The following is a 23,533-nucleotide window of genomic DNA, read 5'->3' on the forward strand; positions in this document are numbered from 1 at the left end:
GTGAGTGTCTGTTCGTTACGTTGCAGAGTCTCGCTTGCCCACCCCTTTCGGTGAGTTCATCATGCATGGATTTGAAGAGAGTGGCACTGGCAAGGAGCATCTGGCTCTCACCATGGGGGATGTGAGCCAGGGTGGTCCCGTTCTGGCGCGGGTCCATTCAGAGTGTCTGACCGGAGACGCTCTTTTCAGCATGCGCTGTGATTGCGGTCCCCAGCTTGAGGCAGCCATGCGCAAGATTGCCGAAGCTGGTCGCGGGGTTATTCTCTATCTGCGTCAGGAAGGCCGTGGCATTGGTTTGATGAACAAAGTCCGGGCCTATCAGCTTCAGGACACGGGTCTGGATACTGTAGAAGCCAATGAAGAGCTGGGTTTCGCCGCTGACTTGCGCAAATACGATATGTGCAAGACCATGCTGGATCACCTGGGGGTTACACAACTAGTACTGATGACCAACAACCCAAAGAAGGTGGAAGCCCTGGCCCGTCAGGGGGTTGATGTTGTTCATCGTCAGCCCCATCAGACCGGGCAGAATCCCCACAATGAGAAGTACCTGACCACCAAGGTCTGGAAGCTCGGGCATTTGTACGATACCGCGTAATACTTGAGCCGGAGCCAGGTGCGACCTGTTACTGGCTCTTCATGTATTTTGCTTGAAATGAGTTCATCTCCTTCCCTGATAATCCCTTTATCCTATTGTGTGCAGCTTGGCGCGCGCGATTTCCTGAAGGAAACCAGAGCGGGTTCGGTATGCCGGATCAGCTTCCACCAACCTGTCGATCTTCCGCAACATTATGAGCGTGAAGGTCTGCTAATGCCCCACACTCGATCAGAGAATGGCTATCGATGGTATGGGCAGAATGAAATCAAACGTCTTGAAGCGATCATGGCTTACCGTGCTTTCGGCACACCGGTCAGCAATATTGTGCGACTTCTCGACGGTGAAGACGATAGGGAGCAAGAACGCATTTTGCGTGGCCAGCTGCTGGCTCTTGAGCATGAGATTCAGAAGTTGCGCCAGCAGCAAAAAGCCACTGTATTGCTGCTTAAACAACCTTTATTACTGGAGCAAAATATGGTCAACAAAGATCGTTGGGTAGAAATTATGAAAGCGGCCGGGTTCAGCGAGGAGGATATGAAAAGCTGGCATCAGCAGTTTGAAAAAATGGAGCCGCAGGCGCATCAGGAATTTCTGGAGTCACTGGGCATTGATAAAGAGGAGATCGATAAAATCCGCGGCTGGTCCAGACAGCCCTAAAAACCTATAGACTTTCCATCCGGTCCACTGATAATAGCTTTTGCCGTGACATCTGGCGATTTAAGAATATGAGGTCAGCTATGGGGATTTTTGAACGCTATCTCAGCCTTTGGGTTGCTTTGGGCATATTTGCAGGGCTTTTTGGTGGACTGCAATTTCCAGAATTCTTTGAGGCTCTTGGCCAATGGCAATACGCCAGCATTAATCTGGTTATCGCGGTACTGATCTGGCTGATGATCTATCCAATGATGATGCAGGTGGATTTCTCTGCCATTAAAAACGTTCATCGTCGTTCAAAAGGGTTGATCATCACCGTCACTATTAACTGGTTGATCAAGCCCTTCACCATGGCACTGCTGGCCGTATTGTTTATTCGCTATGTTTTTGGCGACTGGATCAGTCCTGAGCTGGGTAAAGAGTATACTGCCGGTATGATTCTACTGGGTGTCGCACCCTGTACTGCCATGGTTTTTGTCTGGAGTCAGTTGACCAGGGGAGACCCTAACTACACTCTGGTTCAGGTCGCCATCAATGACCTGATCATGCTCATTGCGTTTGCTCCCCTTGCCGCCTTTTTGCTGGGAGTAACAGAGGTATTTGTACCCTGGAATACCCTGTTTCTGTCCGTCGGACTGTTTGTGGTGATACCAGTGCTTGCAGGCTGGTTGACCCGAAAAGCTGTTCGCAGCGAACAAGCACTGAGTCTATTTCTGACAGGCATCAAGCCCTTTTCGATCATTGGGTTAATTGGCACAGTCATTCTTCTGTTTGGGATTCAGGCCAACACGATTATTGCCCATCCCCTGGATATCTTCCTGATTGCCATACCCCTGATCATCCAGACCTATCTGATTTTTGCCATCACCTATTTATGGATGAAGAAGTGGAAGCAACCCCATAACATTGCCTCACCTGGTGCAATGATTGGTGCCTCCAACTTTTTTGAACTGGCTGTTGCCGTGGCCATCAGTCTTTTTGGACTGAATTCCGGGGCCGCTTTGGCAACGGTTGTGGGTGTTTTGGTGGAAGTGCCGGTGATGTTGTCACTGGTTGCCTATGCTAATCGAACACGACAGTCATTCACTGAACGGGAGTCTTCCTGATCAGTGACTTTCGAATCGCAGACACCCCGGATTTTCAGAGGCAATGGCTATCAATAAAGTGTTCAGGAGATTCAGGATAGTCATATATAGCGATTTCAGTTTGTGGCTGAAGGCATTAGAATAGCGCCAATTTAAAACAGACTGGATCTTCGGAGCCCTGATTCCTATGTCCTCACGTCGTGAGCTAGCCAATGCCATCCGCGCCCTGAGTATGGACGCTGTACAGAAAGCCAAGTCCGGACACCCCGGTGCCCCAATGGGTATGGCTGATATTGCTGAAGTATTGTGGCGTGATTATCTGAATCACAACCCGGTTAACCCTCAGTGGGCTGACCGGGACCGTTTTGTTCTGTCCAACGGTCACGGCTCCATGCTGCTTTACTCTTTGCTGCATTTGAGCGGTTACGATGTGTCTGTTGAAGACCTCAAGAACTTCCGTCAGTTGCACTCCAAAACCGCAGGCCACCCTGAGTACGGTTACGCTCCGGGCATCGAGACTACTACCGGTCCTCTGGGTCAGGGTATTGCCAATGCCGTGGGTATGGCAGTTGCCGAAAAGACTTTGGCGGCTCAGTTCAACCGGGAAGGTCACAACATTGTTGACCACCACACCTATGTCTTCATGGGTGATGGCTGCATGATGGAAGGTATTTCCCATGAGGTGTGCTCTCTGGCAGGCACTCTGGAGCTGGGTAAACTGATCGTTTTCTACGACGACAATGGTATCTCCATTGATGGCGAAGTAGAAGGCTGGTTCACCGACGACACCGTGCAGCGTTTCGAAGCCTACAACTGGCACGTTGTTCCAAATGTTGACGGTCATGACCCTGAAGCAATACGTGTTGCTATCGAAGCAGGCCGTGCGGAAAAAACCAAACCTACTCTGATCTGCTGCAAGACTGTCATCGGTTTTGGTTCTCCCAACAAGGAAGGCAAGGAAGAGTGTCATGGTGCCCCCCTGGGTGACGAAGAGATCAAATTAACCCGTGAGCGTCTGGGTTGGGAACATCCTGCTTTTGAAATCCCGTCCGACATCTACAGCCATTGGGATGCCAAAGAAACCGGTACCGCTAAAGAAACCGTATGGAACGAAAAGTTTGCTGCTTACCAGTCTGCTCACCCTGAACTGGCGGCTGAATTTGTTCGTCGTCAGAAAGGCGAACTCCCTGCTGACTTCTCTGCCAAGGCAGATGACTTCATTAAGTCCTGTCAGGCAGAAGGCGAGAAAGTCGCCAGTCGTAAGGCTTCCCAGAACACCCTGAATGCTTTTGGTCCGCTGTTGCCAGAACTGCTGGGTGGTTCTGCTGATCTGGCGGGCTCCAACCTGACTCTGTGGAGTGGTTCCAAAGGCGTTAAGCCTGCTGACGCCACTGGTAACTACGTGTTCTACGGCGTCCGTGAATTCGGCATGACCGCCATGATGAACGGTATCGCCTTGCACGGTGGTTTCGTACCTTACGGTGCAACCTTCCTGGTCTTCATGGAATACGCCTGTAACGCTGTGCGCATGGCGGCTCTGATGAAGCAGCGCAGTATTCTGGTTTATACTCACGACTCTATTGGTCTGGGTGAAGACGGTCCCACACACCAGCCAGTAGAACAGATTGCCAGCCTGCGCCTGACGCCTAACGTGAATGCATGGCGTCCTTGTGACACCGTTGAATCGGCGGTGGCCTGGAAACATGCGATCGAGCGTGAAGATGGCCCCAGTGCACTGATCTTCTCCCGTCAGGGTCTGCCCTGTATGCATCGTGAAGCTGATCAGGTAGTGGACATTGCCCGTGGTGGTTATGTACTGAAGGATTCCGAAGGTACTCCTGAACTGATCCTGATTGCTACCGGTTCTGAAGTGGAACTGGCCATGAACGCTGAAGCTGCCCTGACCGCTCAGGGCCGTAAGGTCCGCGTTGTATCCATGCCATCCACTGAGGTTTTCGATGCTCAGGATGCGCAATACAAGCAGATGGTTTTGCCTCTTGAAGTCCCTGCCCGTATCGCGATTGAAGCCGCTGCGGCTGACTTCTGGTACAAGTACGTTGGCCTGGACGGACGGGTCATCGGCATGACCACTTTCGGTGAGTCTGCACCGGCCGGTGATCTCTTTCCATACTTTGGGTTTACTGTAGAAAATATTGTTGCTGCCGCTGAAGAGATTCTGGACTGATAGCAACAACAGGGAACCTGACGCCCTGAATGGCTTTTAAAAGCCTGCGAAAAAACGGCAGATGGTTGATATCAACTGCCGTTTTTTAATTCTATCTATAAGAAGAGATATGTCGTTTTAATTCTGGAACCTTAAACCAGGTTTGACTGCCATTAAAAATGGATCGAGATAAATAGGTTTTCAATTGTTCAATATTTTCAATGGTTAATTTTTTCATAAAAGCTTGTTTTTTTGGTCCGGTTTTTCCCGGGAATAAATGTGAAGCCAGATCCTTTAAAACTGAGGGATTATCAGAGAAAATGATATTGAGAAGTCTCTTCTGAGAGTCATCTAATTCTTTATTTATGTCATCAAGCGTTGCGGGTGCACAATTTGCACGACGAACTTCGCGGAGCGTTTCCAAGATCTCACCAATTTCATCATCAAGCTCTGATGGCAGTATAATCTCTTTTTGCATTGTTCTGGCTGATCTTTTTTCTTCGGTGTGTAAACCTTTTTGATTCAGGTTTTTAACTCTGTTGATTATTTTGTTTTTTTGTTTTTCGGTTGCTATTTCTACGTCTGACTTGCTGAAGTCTATTTCAGAGTCTTGCTTGTTTTTATCGTAATCGAATAGCAGCTCTTCCCCCGGTTTTATATCGCTTATAGCGACAACCACTAGCTGAATACTGTCCTGATTCCCCCATTCTACCGTATCACTGCCTGAACAGCGGATCATGACATTGGGTTCCTTGGAGTGATTCAGGAATCGGATATCCTTCTTACCGTCACGGCCAATTTCAATGGCCGGTCTGCCAGATTTTGCAATAAAAGCACCCGACCAGGCGACATAGGAGTCGTTTTCCGGGAAATCGATCTGATTGCCCATATCCTTCATCGTAAAGACATGATATTTGCCAGTATGAAAATTACGGATTCTGTAAACCAGCGGTCCATCGTAGTGACATACTTCCTCATCCTTTTTAAAGCTCCGGGTAGCAATGACACCGGTACCGTGTACCACGCCTTCTGTTGAACTTTTTATACCGGGAGTGGTGAATGATTCAGTCCCTGGCGATGTTGGTGTCGATGCTCTTTCTGAAGCCGGAGATTCAGGGGAATACATTGCTCCTTGTCCATCAGCAGCAGGATTTCCACCATTCTGAGTAAAACGTAGAAGTTCAGAGGATATCAAGTCCTTAAAAGATGACAGGCTTTTTATGATTTTTGAATAATTTTCTCCGGGAACTACTCTGGTCCTTCTGGCTTTTAAAAGATCCATTGAATGTTTAAATATCGTCTCCGTCGCATCAAAACAACCATGCTTGCAACTGGATGGCAGAGATTTCTCGGCTACCTCGCTTTCTTCAACTTGCCGTAAGCATGATTTTTTTGCCGGGGGAGCAGCCGTGTCCACTTCGTCAAATCGACGTAACCTTGGCATTTGGCCAAGCCCAGATCCAGTGGGTTGCATTGTCATATCCTCCATGGTTCTATTTGGTATTCCAATTTTTTGACCGTAAGGACAGTTTTAAGTTCAAAAGGTGACTACTTCCCGTATTTGGATTCGAGATAATCCAAGAATTTACGTTTAAGCTTTTCACGATTAAAAGTAAAAGTGTATCCCTCAGAGCCCACTGCCTGATAACGCACTCTATCAGGTTCTGCATCTTCAAAAGATGGCAGATTCCTTTCTCTACGAGCGTTTTGTAATAAAACTATGATTTTCGAGCACAAATCTTGATTGTACCCGTTATAAGCGAAATTAATAGCATTAACACCATTGTTAGCTTCATCAAGAATTTGAGGGTTAGCTCCCCAGACTAATAATTGTTCCACTACATTTGCATGCCCTTTCATGGTTGCAAGCATGAGTACTGTTCGCCCATTAGTCCCATTAGTTAATTCAAATGTCTGGTCTAATTGTTCCTGATTGACGAACAGAGCCTTAACTAAATCCAGTTTTCCGAATCTGCATGCAAGAGCAAAAGGCGTAATAGCAGGGTAAAAAAGGTTCTCATCAATTGAAAATACGCCTGTGCACTTGGCAAGTTCATCGGCCCCATACTCGGATATCAGGCTTTTAGCTTTTTCAATATCAGCATCAGTATTATCAGCGTCTGTAATTATCTTGAAAAGCCTCTCAACAATACGCTCCAGTTTGTCACGATCTGTCGAGATAGCCATAGCATCTCTTTTCATCATTTTGCACGGTACAGCTTCGGCGCCCGGGTCATCAGTGTTTGACCTTACCTGTGCTTTGGAGCTATGCCAACAATTATTTGGAGTAGCTTCATCTGAAGCTGTAACCTGGGAAGAGGCTTCAACCTTGCGTTCCACGACGGGAGAATAATGTACTTTATTATCATTTTCTTGTGAAGTTATTTGTGACTGTGGACCAATGGTTGTGACACCGGCACCTGTAAAAGTCGCATCACTCTTATCTTGTGCAACGGCATGAGTCATTTCATTTAGACGTCGTGGCTGAGTGCCAGCCTTTGGGATATCCATATTTAAACACCTCCGTATTTAATATTGTGATTGAAAACAACCATGTCATTTAACATTACAATTGCTCTGACAATATTAATTAACCAAGGTTCCTAAGTTTTCTTCTAATATTTAGAAAAACGAAAATTGCTAAAAAAGACGGGGTCTGTAGATCAATGGAGCTGAATTAAGCCGTTAATTTCTCCATAGCGAGAGCTATCACATTCAGGCATTAACCGGAATAGACCCAAGGAAGGGTCACGGATTATACACCCATGACTATTCCTTGGATAAAGATTCGAGAAGACTCGGGTTTGTAGAACGGAGAGTAGAACGGAAAAGTGCGTGAAGAACCGGGTCTCCATCACAGATTATAGCGAAAGCAACGGGGTTTACAGATAGGAATTTTTCAAGAAGTTCCGGGCGTTCAGAAAGAATTCCTGTAAAGTCACAATAATGATTATCTTCCCCAGTATCTGTAATGTAATCATTAATAAGAGCGGGTTCTTTAAAAGGCGGTAGACCCCTTTCATTACGATAGTCTATTAATAAATCTCTGATTTTAATGCATAATCCTGGATTGTTCGCGTTAAAACCTAAATTAAGACGATCAACACAATTGTTATCTTCATCAAGAATTAGAACATTAGCTCCCCATGTTAACAATTGCTCCACTACATTGGCATGACCATGAATAACTGCAAGCATGAGTGCTGTACGTCCATTAGTCCCATTTTCTATATCAAATGTCTGGTTTAATTGTTCCTGATTCACGTACAGAGCCTTGACTAAATCCAGCTTACCGAATCTGCATGCAAGAGCAAAATGTGTAATAGCAGGATAAGATCTGGTGGTATTTACATGAAAAGAAAATGGGACTGTATACTTGGCAAGTTCATCGGCCCCATACTCGGATACTAACCTTACGGCTTCAGAAGTATCAGCATCAGTGCTATCAGGGTCTGTAATCACTTTAGCAAGGCTCTCTGCAAAACGTTCAAAGCTGACACGTCCGCCAGAGATAGCCATAGCATCACTTTTCATTATTTTGCACAGTTGAGATACGGTGTCTGAGCCATCAGCCAATGGCCTTTTCTGTGCGTTTAAACTATCCCTACTATCGCTTTGAGCCGCTTCATCTGATTGAGCGTACGCGCTAATATTACGATCCACGATGAAAGGGGCAGAGTCTTGGGGATAACTTTCTTGTAAAGTTGTTTGCCGTGGTAGCCCTGTCTTTGCGGCAATGTCACTCATAAAAGCACTAACTTTCTTATCTCGTGTAACTACAGTAGTCATATCACCATAACATAATGGCTGAGTGCCAGTTTTTGATATATCCATATTTTAATAACTCCTTGATTTATTTTTATGTAAACATGCTTTGGAATTTCATTACATAGTTACTCAGACAGCGCTAATCAGCCAAAGTTCCTTTTTACTTTGGCAAAAACGCTAATTTCTCAAAAAGAGTGGGATAACATGCTAACAAGCCATGTCCTGACGCCAAGATATCCTTGGCAACGTTAATCCTGACCACAGGCAAGACATTTAAAAACCTTCCTGTGACTTATGGCTGTCTTCATTTTGTAGATCAATGTCACTGACTTAAGGCGTTAATCTCTTCATAGCAAGGGCTATTAAATTCAGGAACTAACCGCAATAAATCCAAGGAATAGTCATGGGTTATGACCCCATGACTATTCCTTGGATAAAGATTCGAGAAGATCCGGGTTTTTAGAAAGGAGGAGTTCCATAAGCTCCGGGCTTTCACGACGAATATGACTGAGAAAACCCGGTTTTTCAGAAAAGAATCTTTCAAGTAATTCCGGGTATTTAATAACGAGGTATGACAAAAACTGTGGGCTTTCACCAGCGAGTTGACTCAGAAAACCCGGGTTATCAGAAATGAATTTTTCAAGAAATTCCGGATGTTCAGAAAAGAATTCCGGAATGTTAACAGAAATCACCCTTTTCTCAGTACCTTCAATGTAATAACCACTCATAGCGGGTTCTTCAAGAGGTGGTAGATTCCTTTCTTTGCGATAGTCTGCTAATAATTCTCTGATTTCAATGTATGAATCAGGCCTGCCTGCGTTATGAGCTGAATTAAGATGCTCGGCAAACCTGTTATCTTCATTAAGAATTAGAGGATCAGCCCCCAAGTCTAATAAATACTTCACTACATTTGCATGGCCATGAATAACTGCAAGCATGATTGCTGTATTTCCATTAGTCCCATTTTCCATATCAAATGTCTGGTTTAATTGTTCCTGATTCACGTACAGAGCCTTAACTAAATCCAGCTTACCGAATCTGCATGCAAGAGCAAATAGAGTAATAGCAGGGAAACTTCTAGTGGTCTTCATATGAAAAGAAAACGGGATTGTTAACCTGGCAAGTTCATCGGCACCGTACTCAGCTATCAACCTTACAGCTTCCGAAGTATCAGGGTCAGTGCTATCAGGGTCTGTAATCACCTTTACAAGGCTCTCTGCAAAACGCTCCGGGTTGGCATCTCCTGTAGAGATAGCCATAGCCTCTCTTTTCATTATATTGCGCTGTTGGGATTCGGCCTCTGAGTCATCAGTGAATGGCTTTTTCTGTGTTTTGAAACTATCACTACTATCACTCTGAGCAGCTTCATTTGAAGTTGAAGCTTGTGAATACGCTTGAATATTACGATCCACGATGGGTGTGGCAGAGTCTTGGGTATCACTTTTTCGTAAATTTATTCGCAGTGGTAGCTCTAACCTTGCGAATACGTTAATCGAAGAAAGCTTACCATCTTTATCGTGTGTAACTTTAGTAGTCACTTCATTAGCAGTCAGTCCATCATAATTGAATGGCTGAATGCCAGCTTTTGATATATCCATACTTAAACATCTCCGTAAGTAATTTTATGTAAACCCAATTGGAAATTTCATTCCATAACCAGCTAAGACAGCAATAATCAACCAGAGTTCCTTGTTACCTTGCGAAAAACGCAAATATTTTAGAAAAAGACCGGGAAGTTGAAAGCTTAAGTTACTGCTACGAGTTTGTAGACCGCTTCGATCAACTCGCTAATGCCTTTCTCCCTCAAGTTGGTTGAAGCCGGTGAGTTGTGTGTATCCAGCTTGATCACTTCAAACCGCGGTGAATATAAAGCTCTGACTTCCTGCTCCTGAACCGAAAAAGGAGGGCCCGAAACCAGATCCTGATCATACTCAACCGTGATCAAAAGGCCTTCCTGTAAATGGGGTGCAGTGTTTAACAGTTGTTCAACGTATTGCTGTCTCATCTCCCGGGGCAATGCAACCAGAGCGGCACGGTCGTAAAAAACGGTGCTGTCAATGAAGCCCTTGGGTAAAGCAAAGAAATCACCTTCGAGGATATGTATATCATCGGCTTGCCAATGTCGGTAAGCCTGAACCTCTGTCACTGCCGGTTGCAGTGACTGCTCCTGATAGAACGATTCCACAGCGGCTTTTACCAGCTCTGTACCGATCACTTCCAGCCCCTGTTGTCTGAGCCAGACCATATCCAGACTCTTGCCACACAATGGCACCAGCACTGAGCGGACTTCTGACAGGTTCAGTTGTGGCCAGAATTTCAATAATGTCCCGTTGAATTCAGATCTGTGAAAACCAATCCGTCCTTCTTTCCAGCGATTAACCCAGTCAGGATTGCTCATTGTTGTCCTCTCATGCATTTAAGCCGTGTGTGGCCTGAGTTTGTCGATCAGCACTGACAAAACACTGATAACGGCAAAGCTTACGAGATATACCAGAGTGCACCCCTGATATTATAAATTTGCCTATCAAATATATTTTTTTATGTCGATAAGACTTAAGATAGCGTTATAAAACTGCCATCTCTTCTGTATACGACAGCGAACTTATTTTTATTCCTCAACCTTGCGACGGCAGTGTCGCAACCTTGCATCTGTGCAGCCCAGACAGAAGGAATACAGCACAAACATTTAATGATTTCAGCGACTCATCCGCGTGATCCAAGGAAGTACATGACCATCAATATCGAAAGCAGTCCTGAGCCAAAAGCAACCAGGCAAGAAGATAAAAAACATGGCATTTCAATGAGCCATAGCCGCGACAGGCTACTTTTCATACTGACCCTGGGTGCCTTAACCGCACTTGGCCCTATGGCAGTCGATCTCTATCTCCCGGCAATCCCTGCGATTGCAAAAGAGTTGGGAGAACCCCTGAGCATTATCCAGTATACACTCAGCGCCTACACTGTGGGCTTTGCCTTGGGGCAGCTGTTGTATGGACCTCTCTCAGACCGTTTTGGCCGCAGGAAAATAATGTTTCCGGGTCTGGTTGCTTTTATGGTGACCAGTGTCATGGCTGCACTCTGTGAAAACGGTCTGCAACTTATTGTTGTCCGAATTCTGCAGGCCATGGCCGCTGCTGCAGTCATGGTCACCATTCCCGCCATGGTCCGGGATCTGTTCTCACGGCAGCAAAGCGCAAAGATTATGTCGTCTATTTTAATGGTCATGACAATAGCTCCTCTGATTGCCCCCCTGCTGGGAGGTCAGATGCTTAAATTCATGGGTTGGGAAAGTCTGTTTATTTTTCTGGCTGTCATGTCAGCACTTGCCATGGTGCTGGCTGCTTCAAAAGTTCCGGAAACCCTCCCGGAGGAGAAAAGACTGGTGATTCCTGCCAGTCAGCTGTTCCTGATCTACCTGTCCGTCCTGAAAAACCGGGAGGCTATGGGCTGTATCCTCTGTCATGGGTTTTTCTTTGGCGGTATGTTTGCTTTTATTACCGGCTCACCCTACGTATATATCGACCTGTATGGGGTCAAGCCAGAGCATTATGGCCTGCTGTTTGCCGTCAATATCATTGCGATGATGGTCATGAATATGATCAATATTCGTCTGATAGATCGCCTGCCACTGTTCACTATCCTGAAAACAGGCAGCATTCTTGCCAGTATCAGCGCTGTAGTGATGGTGGTTAATGCAAAGTTTGAAATCGGTGGGCTGGTTGGGTTGATGATTCCTGTGGTGATTTACGTCAGCTGCATTGGTCTGACAGGCCCTAACTCCAATGCTCTGGCCTTGTCTCACTTTCCAAGATCTGCAGGCACAGCCAATGCTATGTCCGGTGCACTTCGCTTCACTATTGGTGGTATTGCTTCTGCGGTAGTAGGTCTGCTTCATAATGGTACTAATATACCTATGACAGCCGTGATAGCCGTCTGTGGTTTGCTCTCCTTTGCATCCTTGTTACTGGTCAGGAACAAGTGCATCCCATCGGATGAAGTGACGCCGGAAGGCACTTCAGATTCAGAAGTCCAGACGCCTGCCTGATCGAACCAGAGCCCTGCCTTGGCAGTACGGTGGGGCAAATATTTTTTATCGCCTCTGGTATTGCGCTTATAATAGCGACCCATTCAGCAGTAATGAGCCTGACAGCAAGACTATGTTTCGAATAGCCATCAACGGGTACGGCCGTATTGGCCAGTGTGTTCTTCGTGCTCTTTACGAGAATGGTTATCGCAAAGACTTGCAGGTCGTTGCCATCAACGAGCTGTCTGACCAGGACACCCTGACCTACCTGACCCGCTATGACACTACCCACGGTCGCTTTCCCGCCAGAGTGGAGTCTTCAGAAAATCAGCTCATAGTAGCAGGCGACCGAATCCAGCTTATTCACGAAGCCCGGCCTGAAAATATTGACTGGAAAAGCCTTGATATTGATCTGTTACTGGAGTGCTCAGGGTCATTCAGAGAAAGGGCGTCAGCGGAACAACACGTAGAGAGTGGTGCCCGTAAACTGCTTTTTTCACAGCCTGCAAAGCCGGATGTAGACGCCACGATTGTCTTTGGTATCAATGAGCAGGATCTCAACCGTGATCAGCGCATTGTCTCCAGTGCTTCCTGTACCACCAATTGCATTGTGCCTGTTATCAAGACCCTGAATGATGCCCTTGGTATAGAGTACGGTAGTATCACAACTATTCATTCAGCGATGAATGATCAGCCGGTAATCGATGCATACCACCATAGCGATCTCAGGCTGACCCGAAGTGCGTTGCAGTCGATCATTCCTGTGGATACCGGACTGGCAAGGGGTATTGACAGACTGCTTCCTGACCTTCGGGGCTGCTTCAAAGCCAATTCCATCCGGGTGCCCACCATCAATGTTTCGTGTATGGATCTCTGCGTTCATGTCAAACAGGAAACAACAGCAGAAGAAGTCAACCGGATTCTGGAACAGGCTACCCATGGTCGTCTGGAAGGAATTCTGGGCTTCTCCAATGAACCCCACGCATCAGTAGACTTCAACCATGATGCCCGCTCATGTGTGGTCGACGGTACCCAGACCAAAGTAACTTCTGGCAAGCTGATCAAGCTGCTTTGCTGGTTTGATAATGAGTGGGGCTTCTCCAACCGTATGCTCGATGTAGCCAACTACTGGCTGAGGCAGTGAAAAAGCTGACCAGTCGATTGCATTCCCGGAGTATTGCTTATTCAAAATCTATATCAAAAAAAATTGATATAGATTAAGGTGACTGTTAGACTTCAACCTGTTTTTCGGTAATTACGCATAACAGGATTATACCCATGAGCGCCACTCCTGCAGTTGTTCAGAGCTTTACTGACTATCGGGTTGCCGACATTTCCCTGGCCGAGTGGGGTCGCCGCGAAATACAGATCGCTGAAGGTGAAATGCCTGCCCTGATGGCTATCCGCCAGAAGTACCAAGATCAGCAGCCTCTGAAAGGAGCGAAGATCATGGGCTGTATTCACATGACCATTCAGACCGCTGTACTGATTGAGACCCTGGTCGATCTGGGTGCTGATGTACGCTGGTCTTCCTGTAACATCTTCTCCACCCAGGATCATGCTGCTGCGGCAATAGCTGCTGCGGGTATTCCTGTATTTGCCTGGAAGGGGGAGACGGAAGAAGAGTTCTGGTGGTGTATTGAACAGACCATTCTGACAGAAGGTGGTCAGCCCTGGGATGCCAATATGATTCTGGACGACGGCGGCGACCTGACTCTGATGATGCACGACAAATACCCTCAGATTCTGGATAACATCCACGGTATCTCCGAAGAGACCACTACCGGGGTTCATCGTCTGCTGGAAATGCTCGAGAAAGGCACTCTGAAAGTACCGGCGATCAACGTTAACGACGCGGTTACCAAGAGCAAGAACGACAACAAATACGGCTGTCGTCACTCATTGAATGATGCTATCAAGCGGGGTACAGATCACCTGCTTGCGGGTAAAAAAGCCCTGGTGATTGGTTACGGTGATGTCGGCAAAGGTTCTGCTGCTTCCCTGAGTCAGGAAGGTATGATCGTAAAAGTCACCGAGATTGATCCTATCTGCGCCATGCAGGCCTGCATGGACGGTTTTGAAGTGGTGTCTCCATACATTAACGGTCTCAACGACGGCACTGCTGCCAGTATCAACACAGACTTATTGGGCACTACCGATTTGCTGGTAACCACCACCGGTAACCTGCACGTTTGTGACCGTGAAATGCTGAAAGCGCTGAAGAGCAGCTGTGTTGTCTGCAATATTGGTCACTTTGATACCGAAATTGATACGGCTTTCATGAGAGAGACATGGGCGTGGGAAGAAGTTAAGCCTCAGGTCCACAAGATCTGGCGTGACAAGGACAGCAATGATCACCTGATTCTGCTCTCCGAAGGTCGGCTGGTCAATCTGGGTAATGCCACAGGTCATCCGTCTCGTATCATGGACGGTTCATTTGCTAACCAGGTTCTGGCCCAAATTCATTTGTATGAAGAAGGCTTTGCCAACCTGCCCGCTGACGAGAAAGCCCGGAGCCTGTACGTGAAGGTTCTGCCCAAGAAGCTGGACGAAGAGGTGGCAAGCTACATGGTGGAGGGCTTTGGCGGGGTCATCACCCAGCTGACCGAACAACAGGCAGACTACATTAATGTTGCTGTTGAAGGTCCATTCAAAGCGGATGAGTACAAGTACTGATCAGCATTGAGCCTGCGCCTCTGTGCAGGCTCCTGGCGCTTATAAAGAACCACAAGCGCCAGAGCAGTGACGAAGGTTTAAATTAAAGATGACGACTAGCGATAAAAAGCTGACTATCAGCTTTGAGTTTTTTCCGACCAAAACGGAAGAGGGTGCTAAAAAGCTTGATCAGACCGCGATCGAGCTCTCCAAATGCCAGCCAGAGTTTTTTTCTGTAACTTATGGTGCTGGTGGTTCCACCCGTGACAGAACACTTGATACCGTATTGAGTGTTCGCAATTGCACTGATATTCCTACTGCCCCTCATCTCTCCTGTGTGGGCGATAGCAAAGCCCGGTTGAAAAGCCTGCTGGAGCAATACCGGAGTCTGGGAATTAATCGAATCATTGCTCTACGCGGCGATCTGCCATCGGGTATGGGGCGCTCAAACGGAGAGTTGCAGTACGCTAATGAACTGGTGGAATTTATCCGGGCAGAAACCGGTGATCATTTTCATCTGGAAGTCGCTGCTTATCCGGAAGCCCACCCTCAGGCGCAAAACTTTGAAGCGGACCTGGTTCACTTCAAACGCAAGGTGGATGCAGGGGCCAGTTCAGCCATTACCCAGTACTTCTTCAACGCTGACAGCTATTTTAACTTTGTCGATCGTGCCAGAGGTCTGGGGATTGATCTGCCGATTATCCCGGGTATTATGCCTATCACCAACTACACCCGTCTGGCTCGTTTCTCCGATGCCTGCGGTGCAGAAATTCCAAGATGGGTTCGCAAGCAGCTGGAAGCTTATGGTGATGATATCAACAGCATCAAACAGTTTGGTGAAGAAGTGGTCACCCGGATGTGTGAAAGACTCGTTGAGCAAGGTGTTCCCGGGCTGCACTTCTATGCCCTGAATCAGGCTGCACCCTCCAAAGCAATCTGTCAGAACCTCAAGTTGTTCTGAACCCGCGGCCGGAGGCCGGGAGTGCTTTTGGCCTTAATCCATTGTCTTTTCTCACTCTCAGGGAGTCACGACCTTGCCATGGGAACGTCATGAGAAATCCTCGAATCTATACCGATCAGCCTTTGGCAAAAGGTCAGGTCGTTGAGTTAACCGACAGTGCTGCCAACCATGTCGGTAAGGTTCTTCGCATGAAGCTTGAGGAGCCCCTTGTCCTGTTTAATGGCATTGGGGCGTCGTGGCAGGGAACGATTCAGTCTGTTGCAAAAAAAACCGTTACTGTTGTCCTGGAAGCAGAATTGAGTCAGGTCACGGAATCTCCCTTGAAAGTCCACGTGGGTCAGAGTCTTAGCAGAGGTGAGCGAATGGATTACGCTATCCAGAAGGCCACCGAGATGGGCGTGACTGAAATAACGCCGCTCTTTTCTGAGCGCTGTGAAGTCAAGTTGAATGCAGAACGTCAGGCAAAGCGAGTCAGACACTGGCAACAGATCGCTATCAGTGCCTGTGAACAGTGTGGTTTGAACAGAGTTCCGGTTATTCACTCGCCTGAGTCTGTGGTGGGCTGGATGGCGAAGCAAAACGCTGACCTGAAGTTTGTACTTCACCACCGAACCGAAAAAAAACTGGAGAGATTTGATCAGCCAGAAACGGTTACTCTGTTGATCGGTCCGGAAGGTGGGTTGACTCAGGAAGAAATTACCAGCGCGGAGTCGTCAGGCTTTCGAGCGCTGGCACTGGGTCCCAGAGTTCTGAGAACGGAAACCGCTCCGATCACTGCAATCAGTGTGATGCAGTATCTCTGGGGCGATCTGTAATTATTGCTGACAGCTGTTGTTCCACTTTTTCAAGATCAGGAATGGCGGCGGGGATACCCCTGATAATGACCCTGGATGTTTCTGCTGAACCTTTACTGTTATTGGCTTCGATAGCGGGCTGAAGTTCACCCGCTGTCAGATCCAGAGCCTGAGGAATGCCCTGTATCACCATGCCATAAAAAGGCAGCTGTTCATTCCCGGTAATGCTGTGCATAACAGCAATCTTTGCTGTGGCAGAGAATTCTGCAAAGCGACCACCATTGATTCGTTCGAAGGAAATCAACGGGAGCGCTTGTCCCCGCCAGTCAATTTCACCAAGCAACCATGGGCTTGTCTCACTGCCACCGGATGGACGACTGTAGTCCACAACATCGGCAATACAGGAGACAGGGAGCAGAAGCGGTTTCTGCTGCATTGGGATCAAACGGGAGTTCAGGCATCTGCTCTTTATTCGCTCAGGGCTGCTCATCCGCTCAGGGCTGTTCACCTGTTCAGGGCTGTCAATCTGTTCAGCACTGCCGGTCATGACGCTACTCCTTTATTGATTATTGTGAGCTTTGGCTCCGATCAATTTTTCGATGGAGGCCAGCATTTCATTTTCCTGAAAAGGTTTACCCAAATATTCATTAACACCCAGGCTGAAGGCTCTGGCTTTATGTTTCTCACCGGTTCTGGAGGTGATCATGATGATCGGCAAAGACTTCAGTCTGCCATCATTGCGAACGGCACTGGCCACCTCATAGCCATCCATCTTCGGCATTTCGATATCCAGAAGTATGATGTCATAGCTGCTTTCAGCCAGCCTGGTCATGGCTTCGACACCGTCCCTCGCAGTTTCAACCAGGTAGCCATTTCGCTCCAGCAGACGGGTGGTTACTTTACGTACAGTCACTGAATCGTCCACCACCAGAACACGCTGGATGGTTTCTGCTTCTTCTTCCATCTGGCTGGTCAGTTCTACACAGTGCTGTTCAATCCGGTGTCTGTGAAACAGTGTGGCAGGATCGATAATGATGGCGACACGGCCATCTCCAAGAATAGTGGCACCATTGACACCTACAAGACCAGCAAACTGTGGACCCAGACTTTTGGCAAAAATTTCACTACCACCCATGATTTCATCCACGTGCAGAGCCAGATTCTTGCCGCCCCGCTGTACGATCACAACCGGGCACTGTTCGGGCTGAATTTTGGGGTTAGCATCCCCCAGAAGTTCCCCCAGGAAGATGAGCTGGTGCCCCTCACCGCCGTACTGCAGGGGGGTATTGTTCTGGTAGCAATCGATCAGGACTTTGCGATCCAATACCGTAATACCATCAATAGCCTGCATAGGCAGGGCGTAAAGGTTGTCGGCAACCTCAACCATCAAGGCACGGTTTACCGACAGAGTGAACGGTAAACGGAGCTTGAAGGAGGTGCCTTTGCCAGGCTCGCTATTAATCTGGATGCTACCACCCATCTGACGCATTTCAGTATTGACCACATCCAGACCCAGACCTCGACCGGAAATTTGGGTGACAGATTCAGCCGTACTGAAGTCTGGCTCCAGAATCAGCTGGGCAATCTCCTGGTCGGTTAGCTCATCTTCCGGAGTGATCAGATGTTTTTCCAGTGCCTTGGCGTGCACTGCCTGAAGATTGATGCCCCGGCCATCGTCGCTGAGTTCAATAACAATGTCGGCACCATCCCGGGCGATAGCAAGCGTCAGATTGCCGGTTTTTGGTTTGCCCAGTCTCAGACGGTCCTCAACAGACGGCTCAATACCGTGGTCAATGGCATTTCGAAGCAGATGTTCCAATGGTGCGAGGATCCGTTCCAGCATAGTACGGTCCATCTCACCTTCGGCGTTGGTGACATTCAGGTTAACCGGCTTGTCCAATTCAGTTGACAACTGACGGGTAATCTTACGAAGGCGCGGCAGTAGACGACTGAATGAAACCATTCGGGCCTGCATCAATTTTTCCTGAAGCTCAATCAGAGTTCTGGATTGTTGAAGCAGCAGGGATTCTGCATCACGATTTTTTTCCTGAATACCTTCCTTCAGATCCTGAAGGTCAGTCGCAGATTCAACGAGCGAGCGGGATAGCTGGCTTAGTTCTGAATACTGGTCCATTTCCAGCGGATCAAATTCAGGGTTACTGCCGTACTCTTCTTCAAAGGTGGAAATAATCTGGGCCTGAGTTTCGGTATCCAGACGACTCAGTTGTTCTTTTACCCGGTCGATGGTGCTGTTCATCTCCACGAGGATGCTACCGATGTCGTGAATCTGCTGCTCAATACGACCCCGATGAATATTCGACTCACCAGAAAGATTAATCAACGATTCCAGAAGCTGCGCAGGGACACGAATCAATTCGATATCCTTGGACAGCCTATGGGCTGCGCTGCTGGTAACAGGCGTTTCTATGCGTGTCGTCGCAAGAGCAGGCTCTTCTACGATAATTTCAGGCGCATTAGAGGCATTTTTTCCGGATTCGGGCTCTCTGAAAACGTCCTTGTTCAGAGGTTCTTCAACAAAAACCAGAGTGTCACCCACTGCCGTGTCCGCGGGCTGTTCACAGGTTGTGTCAGTCTCTTTTTTGACCCGACCTAAATAGTCAGGAAGAACCTCTAAAGGTGCTTGAGTGGTTGCAGGGGTGGGCAATTCTGCTTCAGAGTCATTATTGATAGCCCACATCTCCAGCTTTTCTACCATCGGAATGACTGAATCGGGTGTCTGCTGGTGTTTAAGGGCAATCAGCATCTGGTCGACCTGATCGTGAGCAGCCTGCAACAGGTGAACCGGTGCTTTATCTGCAGCACTTCTGCCTGTGGCAATAGCACTGTAGATAGCTTCAATGGCGTGACTGAGATCACCCAGTTCCGGCTGATCAGCCATTCGAGCACTGCCCTTGAGAGTATGCAGAGAACGCTGCAGATCGGTCAGGGTTGTCAGGTTCTCGCGATTATTCAGCCAGTCATCCAGAGCATGGTGGCAATCTTCTGCAAGATCAGTAGCCTCCTCCAGGAACAGTTCCAGCAGTTCAAGGTCATGCTCTTCCAATTCCGTTTCAATGTTGAGAGCCGCTGCCTTCTCAGTAACTATGGGCTCCAGCAGCATTTCTTCAACATCTTTAACAACGACAGTTGCTTCAGCCTCTGGCTCAAGAGCAGGTTGCTCTTCAATGGCAGGCTCTTTTGTCAGGGACTCCAGAACGACTTCTTCAACTTCAGGGCTTTTAATCACGAACTCTGGAGTAGATGACGCCAGAACAACCTCTTCAATTTCAATATTTTCAAAGACGGGCTCTGCCTGAGCCGCTTCAGCGACGAGCAGAGCTTCCAGAGACTCCCTGAGCTCTGCAAATACCGATTGCGGTGGCACCGGAGTTTGCTGGGCTGCAACCATATTCATCATATCGACCAGGGCTTCAAAGCCGTTGGATAGTGGTGCTGCAAGAACCCCCGGTAGAATGTTTTGATGCTTGTCCAGATAGTTCATGACATCCAGAAGCACGTCACATAGCTCAGCCAGAGACGTTAGTCGTGCTTCGTTTGCCCGTTCAGCCAATATTGTCAGTTCTTTCTGGAACAGTGCCAACTCTTCCCCGGGTAGAGCGTTGCGCCAGGTAGACAGATACTCATCGGCATCCAGCAAAAGGCTCAGATCGCTGTGGGCAAACAGCTGGGTATCCTGACCGCCAGTGTATTTTCTTTTGGTGGACTGTGCCTTATATTGCTCGGAGATGAGCTGGGCATTAAGTGCTTCCAGCCAGGACAGGTAATTTTCAGAGTCCAGTTCTGGTTGCCCGGGTGACAGGGCCAGCTGCTCGAGGCCGTCTTCAATTAGCTCAAGACCCTTCTCCAGCATACTGATCACCCGGTCATTGGCCGGAATCAGGTGAGCTCTGAAATCCTTGATGTTCTTTTCAAGGGCAACAATGATCTCAGCGAGGGGGGCTATCTCTGCCATCAGGGCAATACCCTTCATGGTATGGAGAGAGCGTTGTACCTGGTCACTGATTTGACGTTTACCGCCCTGAACTTTTACCTGGTCAACAAAGGATTGGACGACTTCCAGATGAGCCCTGGACTCGCCGAGAAATACGTTGAGCAGTTGGATGTCGTAAGCATCCTGTTCGGTCGACTCTGAAATGTCTTTCTGAACCTGTATCTCTGCTTCGGACTCTGGCACTGGCTTTGATAACGCTTCAACAATGGCCAGTTGCGTCACCATTGGGTCGGGTTGATCTGTCCGCTCGAAATCGATATCCGGATCACTGACGATGGCGTCATCAATAGAGTCTTCCTCGTCCTCAATGGTGTATTTTTCACCTTTGGATAAGGCATCTGCCTGCTCCATGCAGACCAGAACATCGTGAGTCAGAACCTGACTCTGCTCGGCAAAGTCCGAAATCAGTCCCGGCAGCATATGGGTAACCCGGCTAACCAGTTTGCTCAATTCAGGGCTGTTATGTACGGTTCCGTCGATCAGGCGGTTCAACATGTTTTCTATGGACCATGCCAGCTCACCCACAACGCTGGCGCCCACCATGCGACCACTGCCTTTCAGGGTATGGAAAGCCCTGCGGACATCTTTCAGGGCTTTGAGGTCATCCTGATCATTGACCCAGCCCGTGACACCTTCAGTCAGTTGCGCCTGAACTTCGCCGGCTTCTTCAATGAAGACTGCCAGTAGCTCGTCGTCGATGATGCTTTCCTGTTCAGCAGGGACTTCTTCGACTATCGAAGCAGGGGCTTGCGGCTGTCCGGGCTCAGCCACCCGTGAAGCTTGAGTCGGAGCCTCTGCCTCTGCGCTGCCTGACGTGGTGAAATTGAACTGGACCACATCGTATGGGCTGACTTCTACAGGTCTTTGTCTGTTGGTGAGGGTCACAGAAGCCTGAACTGCCAGATCATTGGTTTCTGTTGAACTCTGTTTTTCTTCCGCCAAGGGCTCTTGTAATTGATCTTCATCGAGGGTGACGGGGGCTGACCCGTCCAGAAAGCTTTGCTCATCAATCTGCAATTCCAGAGAGCTCTCAGCCAGAGTGTAAGAACCCTCAGCCGGTGGGTAAGAGCCTTCTGTCTGTTCAGAAAAGACTTCATTTGGTTTGGCGGGACTTTCAAGCTGTTCAGGATCGGTCACACGCAGGGCAGACAGGCTTGCTTCTGCGACATCCAGAATGACTTCATGTTCTTCCTGATTTTTGTCACTCAACCTCTCCAGGTAGTATTCAATGCTGGTCACTGCATCAGCCAGGTATTCCAGTTCCATTTTTTCAGGTGTTTTACTGTTTTCTACCCACTCTTTACTGATGTGTTCTGAACAGGCTCTGACCAGATCGGCGGCCCGGGTCAGAGGTGTCATGGACAAACCGCCCTGGACTTTATGGAGCAGTTCGGGAATTGGGCTCAAGAAGTCCGGGTGATGATGACTGTCCACAAAATCAACGATGGCATCTTTGCTCTGCTCAAGATAATAGCGAGCCTCTTTGATAACCGCCTGATAGACTTCTTCCAGCAAGGGTGAGCCATCGCTTGTCTGCGGACCTTCGCCCGCAGCGTATCTGGAGAGTGCAGTCTCAAGATCAAGAATGGTGCCTGCTACCTCCATCAGATGCTCTTCAGCATTTTGACCGCTATTGATCACATTCTGGATCAGCGCTTTTTTCTGCAGCAGTCGGCTTTTCAGGTCGTCCATGCCCAGGATGGTCAGGGTATCCGCCACTTGCTGAATGACCGGTAGCTGGGTTTGCAGAACCATTGGATCAGGGTCGGCTGAGAGAAGATAAAGGTCCAGTGCTTCCTTGACACCTGTCAGCTCATAGTTCAAAGCTTCCACAACAGGCTGGGTAGCATTCACGCCCGTCAGAATATCCGAAATACCTGCCTGAGCCCTGTTCAGTTCTTCTTCCAGATGGTAGCGCGATTTCAGGGCACCGGTGAAACCATCATGACCTGCTGAAGTGGCGATGCAGTAGAGCAATCCCCGAAACAGTGCATCATCGGGATGAGTATTGATGAAGGGAGCACCCTGTTGGATGAACAGACGGATCTGGCCATCCAGTTCTCTGAGCAAATTGGCGACATGGATGTTCTGTACGATCGACTGATTATCCAGCCCTTCAGTCAGGCCAATACTGGCTTCCCAGAGGGGAGAAAGGGGAGTGCCCCAGGAAAGGTCCTGAAGTTTGGCAAACAATTTGGCCAGAATTTTAATCTGTTGAGTCCGGTTCTGACCTCGCAGATAACCTGCGAGCGTCAACTGATATTTCTGTCGTATTTTTCTCAGTAATGGTACCAAACCACTCTGTTCAAGCGTGTCCAGCTGTGATGGCTCGACAGGATCGATCAGTGAGTGGGTATCCGGAAAGAAAAAAGTGGCCTCCGACAGAGGATCTTCGCCCCGCAGCTGCCGCAGTTCATTGATCAGCGGCAGAAGCGACAATGGACGATCAACGCCACTGTTCAGAGTCTTTTGAATGTAACCTGGCAGCTGCAAGGTAGCTTGCATCAGGACTTCCAGGGCCACACCCGCATCAGGCACCCGCTCACTGAGCAAGGCCTCGGACAGTTTGTTCATTTCCAGGCTCAGGTGGGTTGCACCTTCATACTGCAACATTTTGAGTGCGCCATGGATCTGGCTGAATGAGCTCTGCCCGGCATTGATATGGGCGGGGTTGTCTGGCTCTTGCTGGTGCTTTTCCAATGCCTGGCGGGCTTCAACGAGCGTCTGCTCAATCTCTTCCTTAACCCAGTCCAGGCCTGCATAATCCTGTTGTTCAGCCATTGCCGGCCCCCGTTATTCCGTGCCAGCAACCCATGCT

General features: G+C 48.3%; 16 protein-coding genes. 9 read left to right on the top strand and 7 right to left on the bottom strand.

Annotated features, from left to right (window positions below; translation table 11 throughout):
• The first annotated feature begins 4 nt into the window (after nt 1–4).
• The 4 genes from ribA to tkt all read left to right on the top strand — a co-directional run bounded on the left by ribA (nt 5) and on the right by tkt (nt 4,522).
• Nucleotides 5–598 (top strand): GTP cyclohydrolase II, encoded by a 594-nt coding sequence (gene ribA / locus KBW69_RS14165; RefSeq protein WP_257281265.1) that lies wholly within the window; start codon nt 5–7, stop codon nt 596–598.
• Between the two features lie 156 nt (nt 599–754).
• A complete protein-coding gene (locus tag KBW69_RS14170) occupies nt 755–1,255 on the top strand; it encodes a MerR family transcriptional regulator (protein ID WP_257281304.1) in 501 nt (166 codons plus the stop codon).
• Between the two features lie 80 nt (nt 1,256–1,335).
• Nucleotides 1,336–2,358, top strand: coding sequence for an ACR3 family arsenite efflux transporter (arsB, locus tag KBW69_RS14175; RefSeq protein WP_257254959.1), 1,023 nt, complete (start codon nt 1,336–1,338; stop codon nt 2,356–2,358).
• A gap of 166 nt (nt 2,359–2,524) precedes the next feature.
• Complete coding sequence (gene tkt, locus KBW69_RS14180; protein WP_257276443.1) at nt 2,525–4,522, top strand: transketolase; 1,998 nt, start codon at nt 2,525–2,527, stop codon at nt 4,520–4,522.
• A 91-nt stretch (nt 4,523–4,613) separates the two neighbouring features.
• On the opposite strand, the gene KBW69_RS14185 is transcribed toward tkt, so the two are convergent.
• The 5 genes from KBW69_RS14185 to KBW69_RS14205 form a co-directional block, all read right to left on the bottom strand.
• Nucleotides 4,614–5,990: an SET domain-containing protein gene (locus KBW69_RS14185; protein ID WP_306674560.1), complete on the bottom strand. Its 1,377-nt coding sequence runs from the start codon at nt 5,988–5,990 to the stop codon at nt 4,614–4,616.
• A gap of 59 nt (nt 5,991–6,049) precedes the next feature.
• Complete coding sequence (locus tag KBW69_RS14190; RefSeq protein ID WP_257281266.1) at nt 6,050–7,012, bottom strand: ankyrin repeat domain-containing protein; 963 nt, start codon at nt 7,010–7,012, stop codon at nt 6,050–6,052.
• Between the two features lie 258 nt (nt 7,013–7,270).
• Nucleotides 7,271–8,335 carry an ankyrin repeat domain-containing protein gene (locus KBW69_RS14195; RefSeq protein WP_257281268.1) on the bottom strand — a complete coding sequence of 355 codons (1,065 nt, stop codon included), beginning with the start codon at nt 8,333–8,335 and terminating at the stop codon, nt 7,271–7,273.
• A 356-nt stretch (nt 8,336–8,691) separates the two neighbouring features.
• Entirely contained in the window at nt 8,692–9,867 is a 1,176-nt protein-coding gene (locus KBW69_RS14200) for an ankyrin repeat domain-containing protein (RefSeq protein ID WP_257281269.1), read from the bottom strand.
• A gap of 146 nt (nt 9,868–10,013) precedes the next feature.
• Complete coding sequence (locus KBW69_RS14205) at nt 10,014–10,667, bottom strand: thiopurine S-methyltransferase (protein ID WP_257281270.1); 654 nt, start codon at nt 10,665–10,667, stop codon at nt 10,014–10,016.
• A gap of 330 nt (nt 10,668–10,997) precedes the next feature.
• On the opposite strand from KBW69_RS14205, the gene KBW69_RS14210 reads away from it, so the two are divergent.
• The 5 genes from KBW69_RS14210 (at nt 10,998) to KBW69_RS14230 (ending at nt 16,724) form a co-directional block, all read left to right on the top strand.
• Complete coding sequence (locus KBW69_RS14210) at nt 10,998–12,314, top strand: Bcr/CflA family multidrug efflux MFS transporter (protein WP_257281271.1); 1,317 nt, start codon at nt 10,998–11,000, stop codon at nt 12,312–12,314.
• Nucleotides 12,315–12,426: 112 nt separating this feature from the next.
• Nucleotides 12,427–13,437: a type I glyceraldehyde-3-phosphate dehydrogenase gene (locus tag KBW69_RS14215; RefSeq protein ID WP_257281272.1), complete on the top strand. Its 1,011-nt coding sequence runs from the start codon at nt 12,427–12,429 to the stop codon at nt 13,435–13,437.
• Between the two features lie 134 nt (nt 13,438–13,571).
• Complete coding sequence (gene ahcY / locus KBW69_RS14220) at nt 13,572–14,969, top strand: adenosylhomocysteinase (RefSeq protein WP_257281273.1); 1,398 nt, start codon at nt 13,572–13,574, stop codon at nt 14,967–14,969.
• Nucleotides 14,970–15,057: 88 nt separating this feature from the next.
• Nucleotides 15,058–15,909, top strand: a complete 852-nt coding sequence (metF, locus tag KBW69_RS14225; RefSeq protein WP_257281274.1) for a methylenetetrahydrofolate reductase [NAD(P)H] — start codon at nt 15,058–15,060, stop codon at nt 15,907–15,909.
• Between the two features lie 89 nt (nt 15,910–15,998).
• A complete protein-coding gene (locus tag KBW69_RS14230) occupies nt 15,999–16,724 on the top strand; it encodes a 16S rRNA (uracil(1498)-N(3))-methyltransferase (RefSeq protein ID WP_257281275.1) in 726 nt (241 codons plus the stop codon).
• Here the strand turns inward: KBW69_RS14230 and KBW69_RS14235 are convergent.
• Together KBW69_RS14235 and KBW69_RS14240 are read right to left on the bottom strand one after the other, a co-directional pair.
• Nucleotides 16,690–17,250 carry a chemotaxis protein CheW gene (locus tag KBW69_RS14235; protein ID WP_257281276.1) on the bottom strand — a complete coding sequence of 187 codons (561 nt, stop codon included), beginning with the start codon at nt 17,248–17,250 and terminating at the stop codon, nt 16,690–16,692. The genes KBW69_RS14230 and KBW69_RS14235 overlap by 35 nt on opposite strands.
• 12 nt (nt 17,251–17,262) lie before the next feature.
• Nucleotides 17,263–23,496, bottom strand: coding sequence for an Hpt domain-containing protein (locus KBW69_RS14240; RefSeq protein WP_257281277.1), 6,234 nt, complete (start codon nt 23,494–23,496; stop codon nt 17,263–17,265).
• Between the last annotated feature and the right edge of the window lie 37 nt (nt 23,497–23,533).

Source organism: Endozoicomonas sp. ISHI1, assembly GCF_024606225.1.
Taxonomy (GTDB): Bacteria; Pseudomonadota; Gammaproteobacteria; order Pseudomonadales; family Endozoicomonadaceae; genus Endozoicomonas_A.